A 20,236-nucleotide genomic window follows, 5' to 3' on the forward strand; every position below is an offset into this window, starting at 1 on the left:
GAGTTGGGTGGCGGTTCGATCCGTATCCACCGCAAGGAAATGCAGCAGTCGGTGTTCCGTCTGCTGGGTATCAATGAAGCGGAACAGGAAGAGAAATTCGGCTTCCTGCTCGACGCCCTGAAATACGGCGCACCACCCCACGGTGGCCTGGCTTTCGGCCTTGACCGCCTGGTGATGCTGATGACTGGCGCGCAGTCGATCCGTGAAGTGATTGCGTTCCCGAAAACCCAGAGTGCTGCCGACGTGATGACGCAAGCACCGGGTGTTGTCGATGCCAAGGCATTGCGCGAACTGCACATTCGTCTGCGCGAAACGCCAAAGGCTGAGTAAGGCTGACCGCAAAGGCGCATCCTTCCGGGGTGCGCCTTTTCTTTAGGTCGAGATTTTTTGTTTGCTGGCCGACACTCCCTGTGTGGCGGGCAATGTTTCAAAGAGAATTCGGAGCGAGATATGGCGGGTCATTCCAAGTGGGCGAACATCAAGCACCGCAAAGAACGTCAGGATGCCAAGAAGGGCAAGATTTTCACCAAGTGGATTCGTGAACTCACCGTTGCGGCCCGTCAGGGTGGTGGTGATCCGGGCTCCAACCCGCGTCTGCGCCTGGCGCTGGACAAAGCCCTCGGCGCCAACATGAGCCGCGACATCATTGACCGCGCGGTGGCTCGTGGTGCCGGTGCCGCCGACACCGACGACATGGTCGAACTCAGCTACGAAGGCTACGGCCCGGGCGGCGTGGCGGTGATGGTCGAATGCATGACCGATAACCGCAACCGCACCGCAGCGGCGGTTCGCCATGCGTTCAGCAAGTGCGGCGGCAACCTGGGGACTGACGGTTCCGTGGCCTATCTGTTCGAGCGCAAGGGGCAGATTTCCTTCGCGCCGGGCGTTGATGAAGATGCCTTGATGGAAGCGGCCATGGAAGCCGACGCCTATGACGTGGTCACCCATGAAGACGGCTCGATCGATGTGTTCACCTCGTTTGCCGGTTTCTACTCTGTGCGTAACGCATTGGAAGCGGCCGGTTTCAAAGGCGATGACGCGGAAATCGTGATGTTGCCGACCACCAGCGCCGAACTGGATCTGGACGGCGCGGAGAAGGTGCTCAAGCTGATCGACATGCTTGAAGACCTGGATGACGTGCAGAACGTTTACTCCAACGCCGATATCCCCGAGTCAGTGGCCGCACAGCTAAGCTAAGGGTTACAAAGATCCCTTGTGGGAGCGGGCTTGCTCGCGAAAGCGGATTTTCAGGCAACATAGGTGCTGAATGTAAAACCGTATTCGCGAGCAAGCCCGCTCCCACGCTGGTTGTTCGCTTCATTGAGTACACTGCTCATCCTTGACCGCAGGCGTTATGACTTTAATCCTTGGTATCGACCCCGGTTCGCGCATCACCGGTTACGGCGTGGTGCGCGATACCGGTCGCGGTTGCGTTTATGTGGCGTCGGGCTGCATTCGCACCGGTTCCGGTGAGCTGCATGAGCGTCTGCAAATCGTCTACCGCGGCGTGCGTGAAGTCATCCAGACCTACGGCCCGGTGACCATGGGCATCGAAAAGGTTTTCATGGCGCGCAACGCCGATTCTGCGCTGAAACTGGGTCAGGCCCGAGGTGCAGCGATTGTTGCCGGCGCCGAAGAAAGCCTGGAGATCGCCGAATACACCGCGACCCAGGTCAAGCAGGCCGTGACCGGCACCGGCGCGGCGAATAAAGAGCAGGTGCAGATGATGGTCATGCACATGCTGAAACTCACCAGCAAACCGCAAATCGATGCCTCCGACGCCCTGGCCATCGCCATTTGCCACGCTCACACCCGCTCCAGTCTGTTGCCGCATGGCCTGGGCACGGCACGCAGTCGTGGCGGACGCCTGCGTCTCTGATAGCATCAGCAGTCATTTTTACGCAATGAGGGTTTTGCGCCTGTGCTGTCGGCACAAAACCCTTGTTCCGTCAGTCGCCAGCACGACCTGGCCAACGCTCAAGGATCTGAAACGTGATTGGACGCTTGCGCGGCACACTGGCTGAGAAACAGCCGCCGCACCTGATTCTGGATGTAAACGGTCTGGGGTATGAGCTGGAAGTGCCCATGACCACGCTGTATCGCTTGCCGTCGGTCGGTGAACCGCTGACGTTGCACACCCATTTGGTCGTACGTGAAGACGCGCAGTTACTCTATGGTTTCGCCAGCAAGCGTGAGCGAGACTTTTTTCGCGAGTTGATCCGTCTCAATGGTGTAGGGCCGAAACTGGCGCTGGCATTGATGTCGAGCCTGGAAGTCGATGAGTTGGTGCGCTGCGTGCAGTCCCAGGACACCTCGGCGCTGACCAAGGTGCCGGGCGTGGGCAAAAAGACTGCCGAGCGTTTGCTGGTCGAACTCAAGGACCGCTTCAAGGCGTGGGAAACCGTGCCGGCAATGTTCGCGCTGGTGCCTAACCAGCCGGGAGGGCCGGACGCGCCGGCGCCGGTCGCTACCGCCGAAAATGACGCGGTCAGCGCGCTGATTTCCCTGGGCTACAAGCCGCAGGAAGCCAGCAAGGCGATTTCCGCGATCAAGGAGAAGGGTTTGAGCAGTGAAGACATGATTCGTCGTGCCCTGAAGGGAATGATTTAAGTGATTGAAGCTGATCGTCTGATTACCGCTGCGCCGGGCCCTCGTGATCGAGAGGAGGTCCAGGACCGGGCGATTCGTCCTGTCAGCCTGGCCGAATACATCGGCCAGCCAACTGTTCGCGAGCAAATGGAGTTGTTCATCCAGGCCGCGCGCGGTCGTAACGAATCCCTGGACCACACGCTGATCTTCGGCCCGCCGGGGTTGGGTAAAACCACGCTGGCGAACATCATTGCCCAGGAAATGGGGGTGTCGATCAAGAGCACTTCCGGCCCGGTACTCGAGCGTCCGGGTGATCTGGCGGCGCTGCTGACCAATCTCGAACCTCATGACGTGCTGTTCATCGACGAAATCCATCGGTTGTCGCCGATTGTCGAAGAAGTGCTGTACCCGGCCATGGAAGATTTCCAGCTCGACATCATGATTGGCGAAGGGCCGGCGGCGCGTTCGATCAAGCTTGATCTACCGCCGTTCACCCTGGTCGGTGCGACCACCCGCGCGGGCATGCTGACCAACCCGTTGCGCGACCGTTTCGGCATCGTCCAGCGTCTTGAGTTCTACAGCACCGCCGACCTGGCAACGATTGTCAGCCGTTCGGCGAGCATTCTCGGCTTGCCCCTGGACCCGGAAGGCGCGTTTGAAATCGCCCGCCGCGCCCGAGGCACGCCGCGTATCGCCAACCGCTTGCTGCGACGGGTGCGCGATTTTGCCGAGGTTCGTGCCAAGGGCCACATCACCAAACCGATTGCCGACCTTGCCTTGAATCTGCTCGATGTCGATGAACGTGGTTTCGACCATCAGGACCGGCGCCTGCTGTTGACCATGATCGAGAAGTTCGACGGGGGACCAGTCGGGGTCGACAGCCTGGCGGCGGCGATCAGTGAAGAGCGCCACACCATTGAAGACGTGCTGGAGCCGTACCTGATCCAGCAGGGCTACATCATGCGCACGCCGCGGGGGAGGGTGGTCACGCGGCATGCGTATCTGCACTTTGGTTTAAACATTCCGTCACGAATGGGCGAAATGCCCGTGGTAGACGAGTTCCTCGATGCCGTGGACGATTAATTAATCTTGCGCGCTGATTTTTCGGGCATTGTGCGGTCCTAGCACCGTAGTTTTGCCAGAAAGCCGTGAATCAATGAAAAACAGTTGCCTGGCCGGATTGGCAACCTGAGGAGTAAGCACTAGAGTATGCGCGCGCAAAACGGGCTTGAGCCGTTCGCACATCGTTGTCGCGTTTATTACGAGGACACCGATGCGGGCGGCATCGTGTATTACGTTAATTACCTCAAGTTTATGGAACGGGCTCGAACCGAGCGGCTCCGGGAACTGGGCTTTGCCCAATCCCAGCTGGCAGGGGAGGACCTGTTGTTTGTCGTGCATTCCAGCGAAGCGCGTTACCACGCGCCGGCGCGACTGGACGACGAGCTTCTGGTAAGTGCTGAAGTAATCGAATTGAACCGTGTCAGCCTGCGTTTCAAGCAGCAGGTCAGGCGGGCTACGGATAATGTGCTGCTCTGCGAAGGGCAGTTTTTGGTGGCCTGTGTGCGCACTGACAGTTTAAAACCCCGGGCCATTCCCGAAGCTCTACGTGCGGCCTTTGCCGACGTGAGCGGCGCGGGTACACACTCAAAGCAGGAGATAAAGCGTGGAAGCTAACGTCGTCGACCATTCCTCCATGTGGAGCCTGGTCAGCAATGCCAGCGTCGTGGTTCAGTTGGTAATGCTGATTCTGGTAGCCGCATCGGTGACCTCATGGATCATGATTTTTCAGCGCAGCAACCTGCTGCGCGCCGGTCGACGTGCCCTGGAGAGCTTTGAAGAGCGCTTCTGGTCCGGTATCGACCTGTCCAAACTGTACCGTCAGGCCGGCAGCAACCCTGATCCGGATTCGGGCGTAGAACAAATCTTCCGCGCCGGTTTCAAGGAATTCTCCCGTCTGCGTCAGCAGCCTGGGGTTGACCCGGAAGCGGTCATGGAAGGTGTCGCCCGGGCGATGCGCGTGGCCATTTCCCGCGAAGAAGAAAAGCTTGAGCAAAGCCTGCCGTTCCTCGCGACCGTCGGCTCCGTCAGCCCGTACATCGGTCTGTTCGGCACGGTCTGGGGCATCATGAACTCCTTCCGTGGTCTGGCCACAGCGCAACAAGCGACCCTGGCCACTGTGGCACCGGGCATCGCCGAAGCACTGGTTGCGACCGCGATCGGCCTGTTCGCCGCGATCCCCGCCGTTATCGCTTACAACCGTTTTGCCGCTCGCAGCGAAACGCTGATCAGCCGTTACTACACCTTCGCCGATGAATTCCAGGCGATCCTGCACCGCAAAGTGCACACCAGCGAAGAATAAGCAGGTAATTTCCAATGGCTTTAATCGCTCGAGCTCGCAAAAAGCGCAAGCCGGTCGCCGAGATGAACGTAGTGCCTTACATCGACGTGATGCTGGTACTGCTGGTCATCTTCATGGTGACCGCGCCGATGCTCAATCAGGGCGTGAAAGTTGATCTGCCCAAGGTTTCCAGCGAAGCCTTGCCGCAGGACAACAACACCCAGGTCCTGACCATTTCGATCAAGGCTGACAAGACCTACTACTGGAACCTTGGCAGCGAAGTCGACACCGAAAAGCAGCAGGACAAGGCCATGACCTTGCCGCAGATGACCGACGCCGTGACCAAGATCATTCGCGCCGGCAACGAAGGCGGCAAGCACACCCAGGTCTTCATTCGTGGCGACAAGACCGTCGATTACGGCGCCGTCATGGGGGCCATGGGCGGGTTGCAGAAAGCCGGGGTCGGTAATGTTGGCTTGATTACCGAGGCGCCCTGATGCAGCAACAGCGAGAGCCAACAGCCTCGGAAAGCTACTTCTGGCCTAGCGTGTGGGCGATTGTCCTGCACGTGCTGGTGTTCGGCATGCTGTTCGTCAGTTTCGCCTTCACACCAGAGCTGCCGCCGGCCAAGCCGATTGTCCAGGCAACCTTGTACCAGCTGAAATCGAAAAGTCAGGCGACCACCCAGACCAATCAGAAGATTGCGGGTGAGGCGAAGAAATCCGCCGCGCGCCAGACCGAAGTCGAACAGATGGAACAGAAAAAGGTCGAGCAGGAAGCGGTGAAGGCTGCGGAACAAAAGAAAGAAGAAGCGGCTCAAAAGGCCGAGGAAGCCAAGAAGGCCGACGAGTCGAAGAAAGCGGACGAGGCGAAAAAGGCTGATGAAGCCAAGAAAGCCGATGAAGCGAAAAAGACCGCCGAAGCCAAGAAGGCAGAAGAGAAACAATTGGCTGATATAGCCAAGAAGAAATCTGAAGAAGAAGCCAAGAAGGCTGCTGAAGAAGAGGCCAAGAAAGCGGCCGCTGAAGAAGCCAAGAAGAAGATTGTCGAAGACGCGAAAAAGAAAGCCGCGGACGACGCCAAGAAGAAAGCTGAAGCGGACGAGGCGAAGAAGAAAGTCGCCGAGGATGCGAAGAAGAAAGCTGCTGCCGATGCTGCGAAGAAGAAATCGCAGGATGCGGCACGTAAATCTACCGAAGACAAAAAGGCTCAGGCCCTGGCAGATTTGCTTTCCGACACGCCGCAGCGTCAGCAGGCCTTGGCGGATGAGCAGGGTGACGAAGTCGCCGGCAGTTTCGATGATTTGATTCGTGCTCGTGCAGCGGAAGGCTGGGCTCGTCCTCCTTCGGCACGCAAAGGCATGACGGTCGAGTTGCAAATCGGCATGTTGCCGGACGGTACGGTGACTTCGGTCGGCGTGGCCAAGTCCAGCGGCGATGGTCCGTTTGACGCATCGGCGGTCGCGGCGGTGAAAAATATTGGACGTTTGACAGAAATGCAGGGAATGAAGCCGAGTGATTTCGCTCCGTATCGTTCATTCAAGATGACATTCACACCTGAGGATCTAGCCTTGTGAGAAACCTTCTTCGAGGAATGCTTGTCGTTATCTGCTGCATGGCAGGGATAGCGGCGGCAGATGAAAAAAACATTCTGGTCACCAGCGGCAGCGACCGGGCCACGCCGATCGCGGTTGTTCCGTTTGGCTTCCAGGGCGGCACCGTGCTGCCGGACGACATGGCGGAAATCATCGGTAACGACCTGCGCAACTCGGGTTACTACTCGCCGATTCCAAAGCAGAACATGATCAGCCAGCCGAGCCAGGCCAGCGAAATCATCTTCCGTGACTTCAAGGCGCTGGGCGCCCAGTACGTGATGGTCGGCAGCATTGTTCCAGCGGGCGGTCGCCTGCAGGTTCAATACTCGCTGTTCAACGTTGCCACCGAGCAAAAAGTAACCGAAGGCAGTGTTTCCGGTACGGTTGATCAACTGCGCGACATGGCGCACTACATCTCCGACCAGTCGTTCGAAAAACTCACCGGTATCAAAGGTGCGTTCTCGACACGTCTGCTGTACGTGACGGCCGAGCGTTTCTCCGAGAAGAACACGCGGTACACGCTGCAACGTTCCGACTACGACGGTGCCCGCGCGGTGACCCTGCTGCAATCGCGCGAGCCAATTCTGTCGCCGCGTTTCGCACCGGATGGCAAGCGCATCGCTTACGTATCGTTCGAGCAGAAGCGTCCGCGCATCTTCATGCAGAATATCGACACCGGTCGCCGTGAGCAGATCACCAACTTCGAAGGCCTGAATGGCGCACCAGCCTGGTCGCCGGATGGCAATCGCCTGGCGTTTGTCCTGTCGAAAGACGGTAATCCGGATATTTATGTGATGAACATGGGTTCCCGTCAGATCACTCGCGTCACTAACGGCCCGGGCATCAACACCGAACCGTTCTGGGGTAAAGATGGTTCGACCATCTACTTCACCTCCGACCGTGGTGGCAAACCACAAATCTACAAGACCAGCGTAGGTGGCGGCGGTGCAGAGCGAGTGACCTTTATCGGTAACTACAACGCCGCTCCGAAATTGTCGGCTGATGAAAAAACCCTGGTAATGATCCATCGCCAGGACGGGTTCACCAACTTCAGGGTGGCGGCTCAGGATTTGCAGCGCGGTAGCGTAAAAATCCTCACGGACACCAACCTTGATGAGTCAGCCACTGTTGCGCCCAACGGCACCATGGTAATCTACGCCACCGCCCAGCAGGGCCGGGGAGTCTTGATGCTCGTGTCCATCAATGGACGCGTAAGGCTCCCGCTTCCTACCGCACAAGGCGAAGTCAGAGAACCGTCCTGGTCCCCTTTCCTGAACTGACGCGGCGCTTTACGTTTTACTTAACACACTGGGGTTCATTAGGAGTTTCACGATGGAAATGCTGACGGCCTTCTTTCCACGGATACAGCGCGAACTGCTCGATCTTCGAGCCACGAATCGCGGTGTGCAGGTCGTAATGCAGACGGTCGCGGTCCGGCAGGCTGAAGAAACTCGCCGCCAGCCGCTCCAGTTCACAGGCGCGCAGGGCTTCGGAACCACTGCTTTGTTCGTGCCGACCGTTGAACAGTCGATTGACGTCCTGCTCGATGAAACGCTCGCCCTTGCGAATCGCTTCCGGGTTACCGAACAGAAACAGAATACGGGCGCGCGGCTTCAAATCGCCGCGTGCGATGTCATGCAACAGGCGATCAAGCAACTCGATCGGCGCTGTTTCGTTGCCATGGATGCCGGCTGACAGCAGCAGGTCCAGGCCGTTGTCGCGCGCTTCCGGTGGCCGCACTTCCAGCGCACCTTCACTCAGCCAGCGCATCCGCACGCCTTCGACAGTCAGTTGAGTCTTCTCTGCCGGTTCGCGGCCGGCGAGGGTCAGTTCAAGCAGTTTGCCGAGGGCGAGCATAGAGCGTTTCCTTAGTGGTCGTGTGCGCAATCCGGGCCGTGCACATGGTCTTCGTCGCCGACATCAGCCGGTTCCATTTCCAGTTGCAGACTTACCAGATTAGTCGCCAATGGGCGCAGCAGCAGGTTTGCGTATTCAGCGTCACCTTCTTCGACGTCCACGCCGATCAGCAACTGGCCGCGGCCGTCTTGCTGAATCCACAGCTCTTTGCCTTGCCACAGGACCGCGACGCGGGTGCAGGAGGTTTCCAGTTGCGTGCCGTCGGTGTCTTCAAGGATCAGCTGCAGGGTATCGCTCATGTCTTTTACGCTCTCGACGTTCAATTGATCTGGAATGGATAAACCGCGCCCAGTTTAAGGATTTGCGTCAGTTCATCCAGTGCCGCTCGGCATTCAAGCAGCAATTGCGGGTCCGCAAGATCGTTTTCGGTCATGCGGTCGCGGTAGTGCTTGTCGACCCATTCGGTCAGCGTGCCGTACAACGGTGCGGTCATGATAACGCCTGGATTGACCGCCGCCAGTTCGGTTTCATTCAGTGCAACGCGCAGCCGCAGGCACGCCGGGCCACCGCCGTTCTGCATGCTTTGCTTCAGATCGAAGACTTTCACTTCGCGGATCAGCCCGCCGGAGCTGGTCAACCCTTGCAGGTATTGCCAGACGCGCTCGTTGCCACGGCACTCTTCCGGCACGATCAGCAGCATCGAACCGTCAGGACGCGACAGCAACTGACTGTTGAACAAGTAGGAGCGAACAGCGTCTTCGACGGTAACTGCCGAACGCGGTACGCAGACCGATTGAAATTTCCCACCGACTTTGGCGAGTTTGCTGTGCAGCTCGGCCAACATCTGCTCGGTGTCGAGGAACGCGTCCTCGTGGTAGAACAGCACTTCGCCGTTACCCACCGCGATCACGTCGTTGTGGAATACGCCCTGGTCAATCACCGAAGGGTTCTGCTGGGCGTAGACCACGCCGTCATCGCTCAGGCCGTGCAAACGGGCAACCGCTTGCGACGCTTCGAGGGTCTGGCGCGCCGGGTATTTTTGCGGTGCCGGGTAGCGGTTATCGAATGCGCTGCGACCGAACACGAAGAACTCGACACCGGCTTCGCCGTATTCACGGCAAAAACGCGTGTGGTTCGCCGCGCCTTCGTCACCGAACTGCGCCACCGCCGGCAACGCGGCGTGATGGGCGAAGTGCTTCTGATCAGCGAACATCGCGCCCAGCACGCGGCTGGTGGTCGGGTGTTCGATGCTGCGGTGGTATTTGCAGTTCAGGTTGGCGGCGGTGAAATGCACGCGACCGTCGGCGGTGTCGGCGCTCGGGCTGACCGTCGCGGCGTTGGCCACCCACATGCTCGACGCCGAGCAACTGGCGACCAGCAGCGGCATCGCGTCTTTGGCGGCTTGCTCAATCACTTGCGCGTCGGTGCCGCTGAAACCCAGGCGACGCAGGGCGGCAACGTCAGGACGTTCTTGCGGTGCCAGAACGCCTTGCTGAAAGCCCATTTCCATCAGCGCTTTCATTTTCGCCAGGCCTTGCAGCGCCGCTTCTTTCGGGTTCGACGATTGCTGGCTGTTGCTCTGGGACGCAACGTTGCCGTAGGACAATCCGCCGTAGTTATGGGTCGGCCCCACTAGACCGTCAAAATTGACTTCATAGGATTTCATCAGCGAGGCTCCACGAGAATCTGTTGTTATAGGCATCAGGTAACAATTCAATAAGACCGAGGCGCGACCTTCGTGAGCAAGCCCGCTCCCACACTGGAATGCATTTCCCTGTGGGAGCGGGCTTGCTCGCGAATGGGCGTTACCCCATCCGCACGCCAGGCGTCAGGGCCGCAGGCATCACCAGGCTCGGAGTTTCCAGCGAAGCCACCGGGTACGCGCAGTAATCGGCCGCATAGTACGCACTGGCGCGATGGTTGCCGGAAGCGCCGACGCCGCCGAATGGCGCGCTGCTCGCAGCCCCCGTCAGTTGCTTGTTCCAGTTGACGATACCGGCGCGGCTTTCCAGCCAGAACTGCTGATAACGCGCTGCGGAGTCCGACAGCAAACCGGCCGCCAACCCGTAGTCTGTGTCGTTGGCTTCAGCGATTGCCGCTTCGAAATCAGCGTAGCGGATCACTTGCAGCAGTGGGCCGAACAGCTCTTCGTCAGGACGATCCGCCACGGCGGTCACGTCCAGAATGCCTGGCGTCAGCAACGCGGCTTGCGCCTGCGGCTGAGTCATTTCCAGCAGCGCCACCGCGCCATTGGCCAGAAAATGCTCTTGCGCATCCATCAATGCTTTCGCAGCACCGAGGGAAATTACCGAGCCCATGAACGGTGCCGGCTGCTGATCAAATGCGCCGACTTCAATCGTCGAACTGACCGCCACCAGACGTGCCAGCAGCGCATCGCCCCAAGCGCCTTGCGGCACCAGCAAACGACGTGCACAGGTGCAACGCTGACCGGCGGAAATGAACGCCGACTGAATGATGGTGTAGACCGCGGCATCCACGTCCGCCACTTCGTCGACCAACAGCGGGTTGTTGCCACCCATTTCCAGCGCGAGGATCTTGTCCGGACGTCCGGCAAATTGCTGGTGCAGATGATTGCCGGTGCGGCTGGAACCGGTGAAAAACAGACCGTCGATGCCCGGATTCGCCGCCAGGGCGATACCGGTTTCCCGAGCGCCTTGCAGCAGGTTCAGAACGCCAGCCGGCAAGCCCGCTTCGATCCAGCACTTGACGGTCAGCTCGGCGACTTTCGGCGTCAGTTCGCTAGGTTTGAACAGCACGCTGTTACCGGCCAGCAGCGCCGGCACGATATGACCGTTCGGCAAATGCCCTGGAAAGTTGTAAGGGCCAAACACCGCGACCACGCCGTGTGGCTTGTGGCGCAACACCGCGGTGGCGTCGCCCAGCGGGCCGCTCTTCTCGCCGGTACGTTCGCGGTAGCTTTGCACCGAGATCGCAATCTTGTTGATCATGCTGGTGACTTCAGTCGCCGATTCCCACAACGGCTTACCGGTTTCTTCGCCGATGCAGCGGGCCAGTTCGTCCGCGTGATTTTTCAACGCCGCGGCAAAGGCTTCCAACACGCTGATGCGTTCGTCCAGAGTGCGACGGGCCCAGCCCGGAAACGCCTGACGCGCCGCTTGCACGGCCGATTCAACCTGAGCGACGGTTGCACCTTCACCGGTCCACAGCACTTGCTGGGTGACCGGATTCAGCGATTGAAAGGCTTCACCCTGGCCGGCCAGCCATTCACCTGCGATGTATAGCGAATTCATTATTTCGACTCCCGGGCAGCAGACAACGGAACGGCGCGCACTTGATCGCCGGCGTTGAGTTGAAGGCGTTTGGCGGTCAGCGGATCGACCACCAACGTACCGGCGGCGGAGCGTGCGGGTGCGGCAGTGATCCGGCACTCTTCGCGCTTGCGGTTGTGAATCAGGAATGGCGTGGCGTCATCACCCGGTGTGCCGATAGCCAATACCAGGGCCTCGCTGTCGCGCACCGCGCGGATCTTGGCGGTTTCGCACTCGACCGCCGGGCCGGCGTCAAAGATATCGACGTAGCCTTGATAGCTGAAACCTTCGCTCTTGAGCATCGCCAGCGCCGGCTCGGTGTCCGGGTGAACCTGGCCGATCACGTTGCGCGCATCCGGGGACAGGAAGCAGGTGTACAACGGGAATTTCGGCATCAGTTCGGCGATGAACGCCTTGTTACCCACACCGGTCAGGTAGTCAGCCTGGCTGAATTCCATCTTGAAGAAGTGCCGCCCCAGGCTTTCCCAGAACGGCGAGCGCCCGGCTTCATCGGAAACACCGCGCATCTCGGCAATGATCTTGTTGCCGAACAGTTGCGGGAACTCGGCGATGAACAGCATCCGCGCCTTGGCCAGCATGCGACCGTTGAGGCCATGACGGAAATCGGCGTGCAGGAACAGCGAGCACAACTCCGAGTTACCGGTCAGGTCGTTGGCCAGGAACAGCGTCGGAATCTCGCGGTAGATGTTCAACTCTTGCGAAGCGCTGACCGTCAGGCCGACCCGAAAGTTGTACCACGGCTCACGCAGACCGACGGCGCCGGCGACCGCCGAAATACCCACCACGCGGCCCGTGTCGTCTTCGAGCACGAACAGGTAGTCCGCATCGCCCCGCCCGGCTTCGCCGCGAAAGGTCTTCTCGGCCCAGCCGACCCGATGGGCCAGACGTTCTTCATTGGCCGGCAAAGTGGTCAAACCGGTGCCGGTACTGCGGGCCAGGTCGATCAGAGCGGGTAAGTCGCTGCTGCGTACGGGACGAACGATCATGCTATCTCCTCAAACGGGCCACTTGCGCCACCCGTGGAACTCTCAGCTTTCTAGGCATTCTTTCTAGGCATAACAGCAGCGTCAGACCGCGACCAGGCGCACGCTCGCACCTTCGCCGACGCCCAGTGCTTCGGCCGTTTCCAGGTCCAGGGTCACGGGTTTGCCCGGCGCGTAGTCGAGCTCGAGCAACACGGCGCGGTAATCCTGCAACTGCGCATTGGCCACTAGGTACTGACGGCCGATCCCTTTGATCGGTTCGCCGATTCTCACCGGCACCACGCGGCTCTGGGCGATCGAACGGATCCCCGTGACGCGGGCATGCAAGGTCGGGCCACCGTCGAAAATATCGATGTAATGATCAGTCTCGAAACCTTCGCGCATCAGGATGTCGAAGGTGATCTGCGCACGAGGATGCACCTGGCCCATCGCTTCTTGCGCGGTGTCCGGCAGCAGTGGCACATAGATCGGGTAATGCGGCATCAGCTCGGCGAGAAACGTCCGGCTCTTCAACCCGCACAGGCGCTCGGCTTCGGCGTAGTTGAGGTCGAAGAAGTTGCGACCGATGGCGTCCCAGAACGGCGAGTCGCCATTTTCATCGCTGTAACCGACGATCTCGGTCACTACGGAATCGGCAAAGCGCTCCGGGTGGCTGGCGACAAACAGCAAGCGGCCACGGGAATTGAGTTCCGCCCACGGCGAACCTACCAGCTCGCGTTGCACGTAGAAGCTGGTCAGCAAGCTGTTGCCGGTCAGGTCGTGGCACTGCGAGAGCACGTGGATCTTGTTATGAATCTTCAGCTCGCGGGAGGCGTGTACGAAGGTTTCATTACGAAAACTGTAGAACGGCTCGGAATAACCGGCCGACGCAACGATTGCCGAGCAGCCGGCCAGTTTGCCGGTGGCGGTGTCTTCGAGGACAAAGAAATAGCTTTCTTCACCGTTGAAACTGACTTCGGCGGCAAACGAGGCTTCGCTTGCGGCGATCTTGTCGCTCAGACGGTCAACGTCATCCGGCAAGGAAGTGACACCAATCGGGCTGTCCGCAGCCAGACGCTGTACCTCGCCCAGATCAGCCATTTGCGCGGGGCGCATCACCAGCATGGTGTCACTCCTTTCTCGAAAAACTCACAGAAGAAAAAATAACCGGGTTGGTCCTGAGATCACTCAGAGCCAACTGTGGGAGCGGGCTTGCTCGCGAAGGCGGCGTATCAGTCGACATCGTTGCTGTCTGACCTGGCGCCTTCGCGAGCAAGCCCGCTCCCACATTGAATCTAACCCGGCATAAAAATTTGGATCGACGCCCGAGTCGTCAGGCGTCGAAGGGTCTATCAGGCTTGCGTCAACTTCACTACGGCGCGTTCGAAACGATCCAGGCCGGCATCGATGTCCGCGTCTTCAACCACCAGGCTCGGCGCGAAGCGCACCACGTCCGGGCCGGCTTGCAGAATCATCAGGCCTTCGCGTTCGGCGGCGTTGAAGATGTCTTTCGCTTTGCCTTTCCAGGCATCGCTGAGTACACAACCGATCAGCAAGCCCAGGCCACGCACCTGAGTGAACATGCCGTACTGCTCGCCGATCTGCTCAAGGCGCGCCTTGAATTTGTCGTGCTTGGCATTCACACCGGCCAACACTTCAGGGGTGTTGATCACGTCGATCACGGCTTCCGCAACGGCGCACGCCAGCGGGTTGCCGCCATACGTGGTGCCGTGGGTGCCGACGACGAGGTGTTTGGCCAGCTCTTCGCTGGTCAGCATCGCGGCAATCGGGAAACCACCGCCCAGGCTTTTCGCGCTGGTCAGGATGTCCGGGGTCACGCCGTAATGCTGGTAGGCAAACAGCTTGCCGCTGCGGCCCATGCCGGTTTGCACTTCGTCAAATACCAGCAGCGCGTTGTGCTCGGTGCACAGCTCGCGGGCGCCTTGCAGGTAAGCCAGCTCGGCCGGCAACACGCCGCCCTCGCCCTGAATCGGTTCGAGCACCACCGCGCAGGTCTTGTCCGAGATGGCAGCTTTCAGCGCGGCCAGATCGTTGTACGGCACGTGGGTGATACCGGTGATTTTCGGGCCGAAGCCGTCGGAATACTTCGACTGGCCACCGACGTTCACCGTAAACAGGGTGCGGCCGTGGAAGCTGTTCAACGCGGCGATGATTTCGTACTTCTCGGTACCGAAACGATCGAAAGCCACGCGACGGGCCAACTTGAACGCCGCCTCGTTGGCTTCGGCGCCGGAGTTGCAGAAGAACACGCGCTCGGCGAAGGTCGCATCGATCAGCTTATGCGCCAGGCGCAGGGCCGGCTCATTGGTGAACACGTTGGACACGTGCCACAGCTTGTTCGCCTGCTCGGTCAAGGCACCGACCAGCGCGGGGTGTGCGTGGCCCAATACGTTAACGGCGATCCCGCCAGCGAAGTCGATCAGCTCGCGGCCAGACTGGTCCCAAACGCGGGAACCGGCGCCACGCACGGGAATGAAAGCGGCGGGCGCGTAGTTGGGAACCATTACCTGATCGAAATCGGCGCGTTCTACCGCAGCGTGCTCAACGGACATCGGAGTCTCCTGAAAAGGAACACCCGCCTGAAACTGGCGAGCGATGGGGGGTTTGTAAGGACAGTTTTCAGCCCGGCCTTGCCGCCAAGCGACAACTTCTTATAGCGCAAACCCCGGTTTCAGCCGGGTTTACGGCAATGCGACATATAGCGTCGCAAAGGCGCAGTTTAAACCGCAGGCAGAGGTTACGGGCAGGCTTGTCGAACCGTGCGGTAAATATGTACCGCATGGCGCAGGTCATCGTCTGTTTTGCTTGCGCTTCATCCAAACGCTAAAGGAATAGCGCGTGAACACATGCGAATTCGAAATCGCTTCAACTCCGGCCCCCCACTACCAGCACCTGTGCAGCATCCTTCCGAGCTGGGTGCTCCAGGCATCGGCCGATACACGACGCGCCCTGAAGAATGTCGCGCTGAACAAGCCCTCGGGTGGCGAGGCAACCCGCCTGCATGACCCGACGCTCAAAGCGCTCAGCATTGAACATTGGTCCCATCGCAACCGGCTGGAGCAAATGCTCGGCAAACTGCAGAACGCCCGGGACTTTGCCGAGCCGTTGCTGACCGAGGCATTGAAAACGCGCTTCGGCCTGGAACTGGACGTCACGTCCACCTGCCTGCGCCTGTACATCCCCCTGACCGTCCCCTGGTTATCACTCAAATCCGGCGCCGCACGCACCTGGACCGTGTCATTGCTGGACGCGGCCTTGCACAACTTTGAGGCGTCAGAGATGCAAGCGGCGGCGTACGAGTCGGCATCGACCTTCATCTCCAAGCCCTCGCCCACAGGACAATTCGACACGCTGCCGGCAATCAAACAGAAAATCACCATCGCTGGATTTGTAAGGCTGTGCCGCGAGCTGGATATCGGTCGCCAATACGCTGCGTACCTTCACGACAATCTGGGCATCAGCAACCCGGTGGTCGACGCGGTTTTAAGGCCCATCGCCAAAAGCGCCCACAAAAGCGCCTTGAAATCGGCGCTGCATCTCGGACGGCTTCGCGCAGACGTTAATGGCTCGGCGTGCGATGCCATTCTCGGCCTCCTGGAAAGCGACTCGGGTAAGGCATCGAAGGGCGAACCATGGCGCTGTCATGACCTGACGATGCTGTCTTGCGCCCTCACCGGCGTTGTCATTTTCGCGCCCGACCTTGAGCGCGCACGCAACATCGCGCCGGTTGTGGTCTACATCCCCGATGACCCCGAGCATCCCGTCAAGCAGTACGCCAACACGCTGGCGTTCATCAACGACCTGACCCGCAAGTTACGGTCGCCCGCCTACCAACAGTTTTTCAGCCGGTTTGTCGATCATCGGGACCGGGGCCATTTTTTTGCCGATCTCAACCGGCGACTAAGCACCGTGGCATGGCATCCGCGCTCGCATCGCGACTCCCGGCCCAGCTGGCGCGAGACGCCCGTCGACAAACCCAACCTGCAGTTTTCGGTGAGTACCGTCAAAACGGGGCTGTCGGCCCATCTCTATCAAAAGCAGCTGAACAAGATCCTGAATGACGCCCGCATCCTGGCCGTTTCCACCGCAGACGCCGACCGCAATGCGCGATGGGCACAATGGGACGCCTTCAGCAAAGTCGCCTCGTCGATTCTTGGCGTGGCCGCGTTCGTCGCCCTGCCCTTTGTGCCGTTCCTCGGTGAGTTGACGTTGGCTTACATGGCCTATCAGGCACTCGACGAAACCTTTGAAGGCATCGTGGATTGCGCAGAAGGGTTCCAGAAAGAAGCGTTCGGACACCTGATGGGTGTCGTTGAATCGGTGGTTCAACTCGGGACATTCGCAGTCGGCGGCGTCATTGCTGTCGGGGAACTCAAGCCCCTGCTGCACCGCGACGTGCTGACGTTTTTCGACGCACTCACGCCCATCAAGGTCGCCAATGGCAAAACCCGTTACTGGAAACCGGATCTGTCCCCCTACGAGTACTCGGCAAACCTGCCCCCGACGGTCAAGCCCGACGCCCTCGGCCTCTACCCGCATCAGGGCAAAGTCCTGCTGAGCCTTGAGGGCAAGCGTTATGCCGTCGAACGAAACAGCAGCACCGGTGAATACGAGATCCGGCATCCGGAACGTGCCGACGCTTATCGGCCGCCGCTGCGACACAACGGCCAAGGCGCCTGGCAGACCGCACTTGAGCAGCCACTGAGTTGGGACCGAGAGACAGTCATGCGGCGAATCGGCCATGGCGTGGAGTCGTTTTCCAGCGTCGAACGTGAGCAAATCCTGCGAATCAGCGGCTTTCACGACAACACATTGCGCGAGATGCACGTCGACAACCTGCCTGCGCCATCACTGCTGATCGACGTCATCAAGCGCTTCAAAATCGACCGCGATATCCAGTGGCTCAGTGAACAGATCGCAAGCTCAGACCCCGAGCACTATCAGGCCTTGACCCGGCGCAATTTATTGTTCGAATCGCGCTATCGGGAAGTCCAAAAAACCGCTGACGGAAAAGTCAGCGTATTGCTCGGCGAAGCACCGGGGCTGCCAACAGACATTGCAGAAGAACTGGTGAGCAATACAACCGGCACCGAACTGCGGGAGCTGGCGGCAGGTCGCGTGCCTCAACGCCTCAAAGACGTGGCGCGCAAAGCCTTGGAGGCGGTGCGCGCCTCCCGAGCGTATGAAGGACTTTATCGACCTTCGCTGGCAACCACCGACACCCATCAACTGGCCCTGCACAGCATGGTCGCTCTACCGAAATGGCCCGCCGAGCTGCGCATCGAAGTGAAGGATTACTCCCATCAAGGCCCCGTGCGCGACGGCATCGGTCCGACCGACGCGTCGATCCGTAGAACGTTGATTCGCGCGGAGGACGCCACTTACCGAGCCTATGACGAGCATGGACCTCTGGCCCCCGCCAGCGACTTTTATGAGGCCGTGGTACACGCCTTGCCACAAACCGACCGTCATGCGTTGGGCCTGTCCGAAACAGACGGGCAGCTCCTGAAACAACGCATTGCAGAACACCCACTGGACCAGCAGACGCTGCGCACGCTGTTCGCAAAAAATCCCCGTCGAAAACCTTTCTACGATCCGACCACCATGCGCTTGCCAGGCGGTACGGATGGCTATAGGCGCCGACATTCGCCGATACCGTCGTTCGACGACAGGGTCCGCGAAATTTACCCCGGCCTGCTCGAGGAAGAATTGCAGTCTGTTCTTCTCGAGTTACAAACCCATCCCGACGGTCCTCGCATGGAGCTTTCCCGCCTGTCCAGCGAGCTTACGCAACTGAACCTGGACCTCAGCCGCTGGGTCAACGAATCGCCCACCGCTCACCCGCAAACCGGTGCGCCCCTGAGCGATCTGGAACGACAGGGCGCTCGCCACAATCGCCGCTTGTTCGCCCAGGAAATTCAACGTAGCTGGCGCCGACAGACGGAGCGGGACGTGGACGGCCCGGATGGCGCGGCGCGTTACGTGCTGTGGTTTCCGGAGCCGTTGTTGGGCGACCTGCCAAGCCTGGACGCCAACTTCAGCCACGTGTCGCTGGTGGCACTAGAGGGCAGCCATGACGTGCATGCGCTGCCTGAATTCCTGCAAAACTTCACCGGGCTGCGACGCCTGGAATTGCGCCGGTTTGCATTGAGCACCCTTCCCGATGCCATTACCCGAATGCCAGACCTCAATGGCTTGGTCTTGAGTGATTGCGGAATACGCTTCGACGCACATACCTGGTCGAAAGTGGCGGCGTTGAACAAGCTATTCCTGCTGGACCTGTACAAGAACCCCTTCACGCTGACGCCCAGCGTTGAGTCCTTGCGGGAACTGGTTCATCTGGAGTTAAGCCACACCGGTCTTGCCGAAATCCCCACCAGCATCGTCAACCACCCCAAACTCAATTCAGTCAAGCTGCAGGGGAACGCCATCACCGAATTGCCTACCGGACTCTTCGACTGCGCCCTGTACGCCAAGCGCGCCCTGCAAATGACCCACAACCCCCTCTCCGTGGAGGCACGGGAGCAGATCAAGTTCTACTACTTCGACACTTCGTATGATCTGGGCGTTTATGCGCCCGAGGCGGACATTGATCGGGTGAGAGCGCTGTACCCGCATCTGGATGTCGAACAGGCGAGCGAGTTTGTCTACCTGTTGCCCGGCACGCTGAAGGAGGGTCGAATCGAACTGACACGCCTTGAAGCAGAGCTGGAGCAACTGAAGAACGATTTGTCGGTGTGGACAGCGGACTTGCCGGCCACTCACCCGCTAAGTGGCCAAGCCTTCGACGCTCAACAACAGTTTCTCGAGCACGCCAGTCGCGACGAGTTCAAACACATGTTGCTGAGGTGCTGGCAGCACGAAACCGAACTGGACGATTTCAATGACGCGCTTGAACCTACGCATGAACTGGTCATCAGGACCGTCATTAACGGCGACCTGCCAACACTTCGCGCCGACTTCAGTCACGTGACGTCGCTGGAGATCCACGGCGCCGACGGGGTGACCCGGCCGCAACGATTCCTCGAGGCATTTCCCAAACTGAAAAACCTGATCCTGCGCGACTGCACCCTAAATGGCATTCCCGATGCGGTGTTCAAGATGGGCGACCTGAAGTCGTTGTCGATGCCTCGTTGCCGGATCAGCCTGACAGTTGAGTCGGCCAACGCTTTGGCTGCAATGGAAAACCTCGACTACCTCGATCTGGGGGTCAACCCATTGGGGCACACGATCGACTTGCGCCATATGCCGAAACTGGCGACGGTGCTGCTCAATGACACCGGCATGACCAGCGTCCCTCCCGGTCTGTTTCAATTGAGCGAACTGGATTGGGCGGACCTGAGTGAAAACGCAATCACTGAAATCCCCATGGAGCTGGAGGAATGGCCGGCGGAAGCTGCCGAGAGCATCAGCTTGCGGGCCAACCCGTTTTCCGAAACGAGTCTGCAACGCCTGACGGTTTATTGCGAACGCACGGGCGTCGATTTCGGCGTGGCGCAATTGTTCAATGACACGGAGATGGAAATGTCGACGTCTGACACCTCCGAGATCGACGAATAAG

General features: G+C 59.5%; 17 protein-coding genes and 1 pseudogene. 11 read left to right on the plus strand and 7 right to left on the minus strand.

Annotation, left to right across the window (positions count from 1 at the left end; all coding sequences use genetic code 11):
- The 10 genes from ACQKP4_RS20830 to tolB form a co-directional block, all read left to right on the plus strand.
- Positions 1 to 330 (plus strand): amino acid--tRNA ligase-related protein (locus ACQKP4_RS20830; RefSeq protein WP_427635510.1); only part of this gene is annotated, 330 nt, incomplete at its 5' end.
- Between the two features lie 120 nt (positions 331 to 450).
- Positions 451 to 1,197 carry a YebC/PmpR family DNA-binding transcriptional regulator gene (locus ACQKP4_RS20835; RefSeq protein ID WP_427635511.1) on the plus strand — a complete coding sequence of 249 codons (747 nt, stop codon included), beginning with the start codon at positions 451 to 453 and terminating at the stop codon, positions 1,195 to 1,197.
- Between the two features lie 157 nt (positions 1,198 to 1,354).
- Positions 1,355 to 1,879, plus strand: a complete 525-nt coding sequence (gene ruvC / locus ACQKP4_RS20840) for a crossover junction endodeoxyribonuclease RuvC (RefSeq protein WP_008147379.1) — start codon at positions 1,355 to 1,357, stop codon at positions 1,877 to 1,879.
- 113 nt (positions 1,880 to 1,992) lie between these two features.
- On the plus strand, positions 1,993 to 2,610 hold the full coding sequence (ruvA, locus tag ACQKP4_RS20845) for a Holliday junction branch migration protein RuvA (RefSeq protein WP_309674614.1): 618 nt from the start codon (positions 1,993 to 1,995) through the stop codon (positions 2,608 to 2,610).
- Entirely contained in the window at positions 2,611 to 3,672 is a 1,062-nt protein-coding gene (gene ruvB, locus ACQKP4_RS20850) for a Holliday junction branch migration DNA helicase RuvB (protein WP_007945842.1), read from the plus strand. It begins immediately after the preceding gene.
- A 126-nt stretch (positions 3,673 to 3,798) separates the two neighbouring features.
- A complete protein-coding gene (gene ybgC / locus ACQKP4_RS20855; protein ID WP_427635512.1) occupies positions 3,799 to 4,266 on the plus strand; it encodes a tol-pal system-associated acyl-CoA thioesterase in 468 nt (155 codons plus the stop codon).
- Positions 4,256 to 4,951, plus strand: coding sequence for a protein TolQ (gene tolQ / locus ACQKP4_RS20860; RefSeq protein ID WP_178129366.1), 696 nt, complete (start codon positions 4,256 to 4,258; stop codon positions 4,949 to 4,951). Before ybgC ends, tolQ begins: the two co-directional genes overlap by 11 nt.
- A 23-nt stretch (positions 4,952 to 4,974) precedes the next feature.
- Entirely contained in the window at positions 4,975 to 5,427 is a 453-nt protein-coding gene (tolR, locus tag ACQKP4_RS20865) for a protein TolR (RefSeq protein ID WP_172681793.1), read from the plus strand.
- A complete protein-coding gene (gene tolA / locus ACQKP4_RS20870) occupies positions 5,427 to 6,506 on the plus strand; it encodes a cell envelope integrity protein TolA (protein WP_427635513.1) in 1,080 nt (359 codons plus the stop codon). Before tolR ends, tolA begins: the two co-directional genes overlap by 1 nt.
- A gap of 17 nt (positions 6,507 to 6,523) precedes the next feature.
- A complete protein-coding gene (tolB, locus tag ACQKP4_RS20875; RefSeq protein WP_427635528.1) occupies positions 6,524 to 7,804 on the plus strand; it encodes a Tol-Pal system beta propeller repeat protein TolB in 1,281 nt (426 codons plus the stop codon).
- A gap of 46 nt (positions 7,805 to 7,850) precedes the next feature.
- Here the strand turns inward: tolB and ACQKP4_RS20880 are convergent.
- From ACQKP4_RS20880 to ACQKP4_RS20910, 7 genes and pseudogenes are all read right to left on the minus strand, one after another.
- Positions 7,851 to 8,381: pseudogene (locus ACQKP4_RS20880) on the minus strand (succinylglutamate desuccinylase); the annotation flags it as partial.
- A gap of 11 nt (positions 8,382 to 8,392) precedes the next feature.
- Complete coding sequence (locus tag ACQKP4_RS20885) at positions 8,393 to 8,680, minus strand: topoisomerase II (RefSeq protein WP_427635514.1); 288 nt, start codon at positions 8,678 to 8,680, stop codon at positions 8,393 to 8,395.
- A 20-nt stretch (positions 8,681 to 8,700) separates the two neighbouring features.
- Positions 8,701 to 10,047, minus strand: a complete 1,347-nt coding sequence (astB, locus tag ACQKP4_RS20890; protein ID WP_427635515.1) for an N-succinylarginine dihydrolase — start codon at positions 10,045 to 10,047, stop codon at positions 8,701 to 8,703.
- A gap of 139 nt (positions 10,048 to 10,186) precedes the next feature.
- A complete protein-coding gene (gene astD / locus ACQKP4_RS20895; RefSeq protein WP_427635529.1) occupies positions 10,187 to 11,656 on the minus strand; it encodes a succinylglutamate-semialdehyde dehydrogenase in 1,470 nt (489 codons plus the stop codon).
- Positions 11,653 to 12,678, minus strand: coding sequence for an arginine N-succinyltransferase (gene astA / locus ACQKP4_RS20900; protein ID WP_427635516.1), 1,026 nt, complete (start codon positions 12,676 to 12,678; stop codon positions 11,653 to 11,655). Before astA ends, astD begins: the two co-directional genes overlap by 4 nt.
- 81 nt (positions 12,679 to 12,759) lie before the next feature.
- The gene (aruF, locus tag ACQKP4_RS20905) at positions 12,760 to 13,779 is read right to left on the minus strand and encodes an arginine/ornithine succinyltransferase subunit alpha (RefSeq protein WP_427635517.1); all 1,020 of its coding nucleotides are present in this window, start codon (positions 13,777 to 13,779) and stop codon (positions 12,760 to 12,762) included.
- A gap of 227 nt (positions 13,780 to 14,006) precedes the next feature.
- Positions 14,007 to 15,227: an aspartate aminotransferase family protein gene (locus ACQKP4_RS20910; protein ID WP_427635518.1), complete on the minus strand. Its 1,221-nt coding sequence runs from the start codon at positions 15,225 to 15,227 to the stop codon at positions 14,007 to 14,009.
- Positions 15,228 to 15,513: 286 nt separating this feature from the next.
- Here ACQKP4_RS20910 and ACQKP4_RS20915 point away from each other — a divergent pair, with 286 nt between their 5' ends.
- Positions 15,514 to 20,235: a dermonecrotic toxin domain-containing protein gene (locus ACQKP4_RS20915; protein WP_427635519.1), complete on the plus strand. Its 4,722-nt coding sequence runs from the start codon at positions 15,514 to 15,516 to the stop codon at positions 20,233 to 20,235.
- Position 20,236: the final 1 nt, after the last annotated feature.

Source organism: Pseudomonas sp. NPDC086278, from assembly GCF_050280905.1.
Lineage (GTDB): Bacteria > Pseudomonadota > Gammaproteobacteria > Pseudomonadales > Pseudomonadaceae > Aquipseudomonas.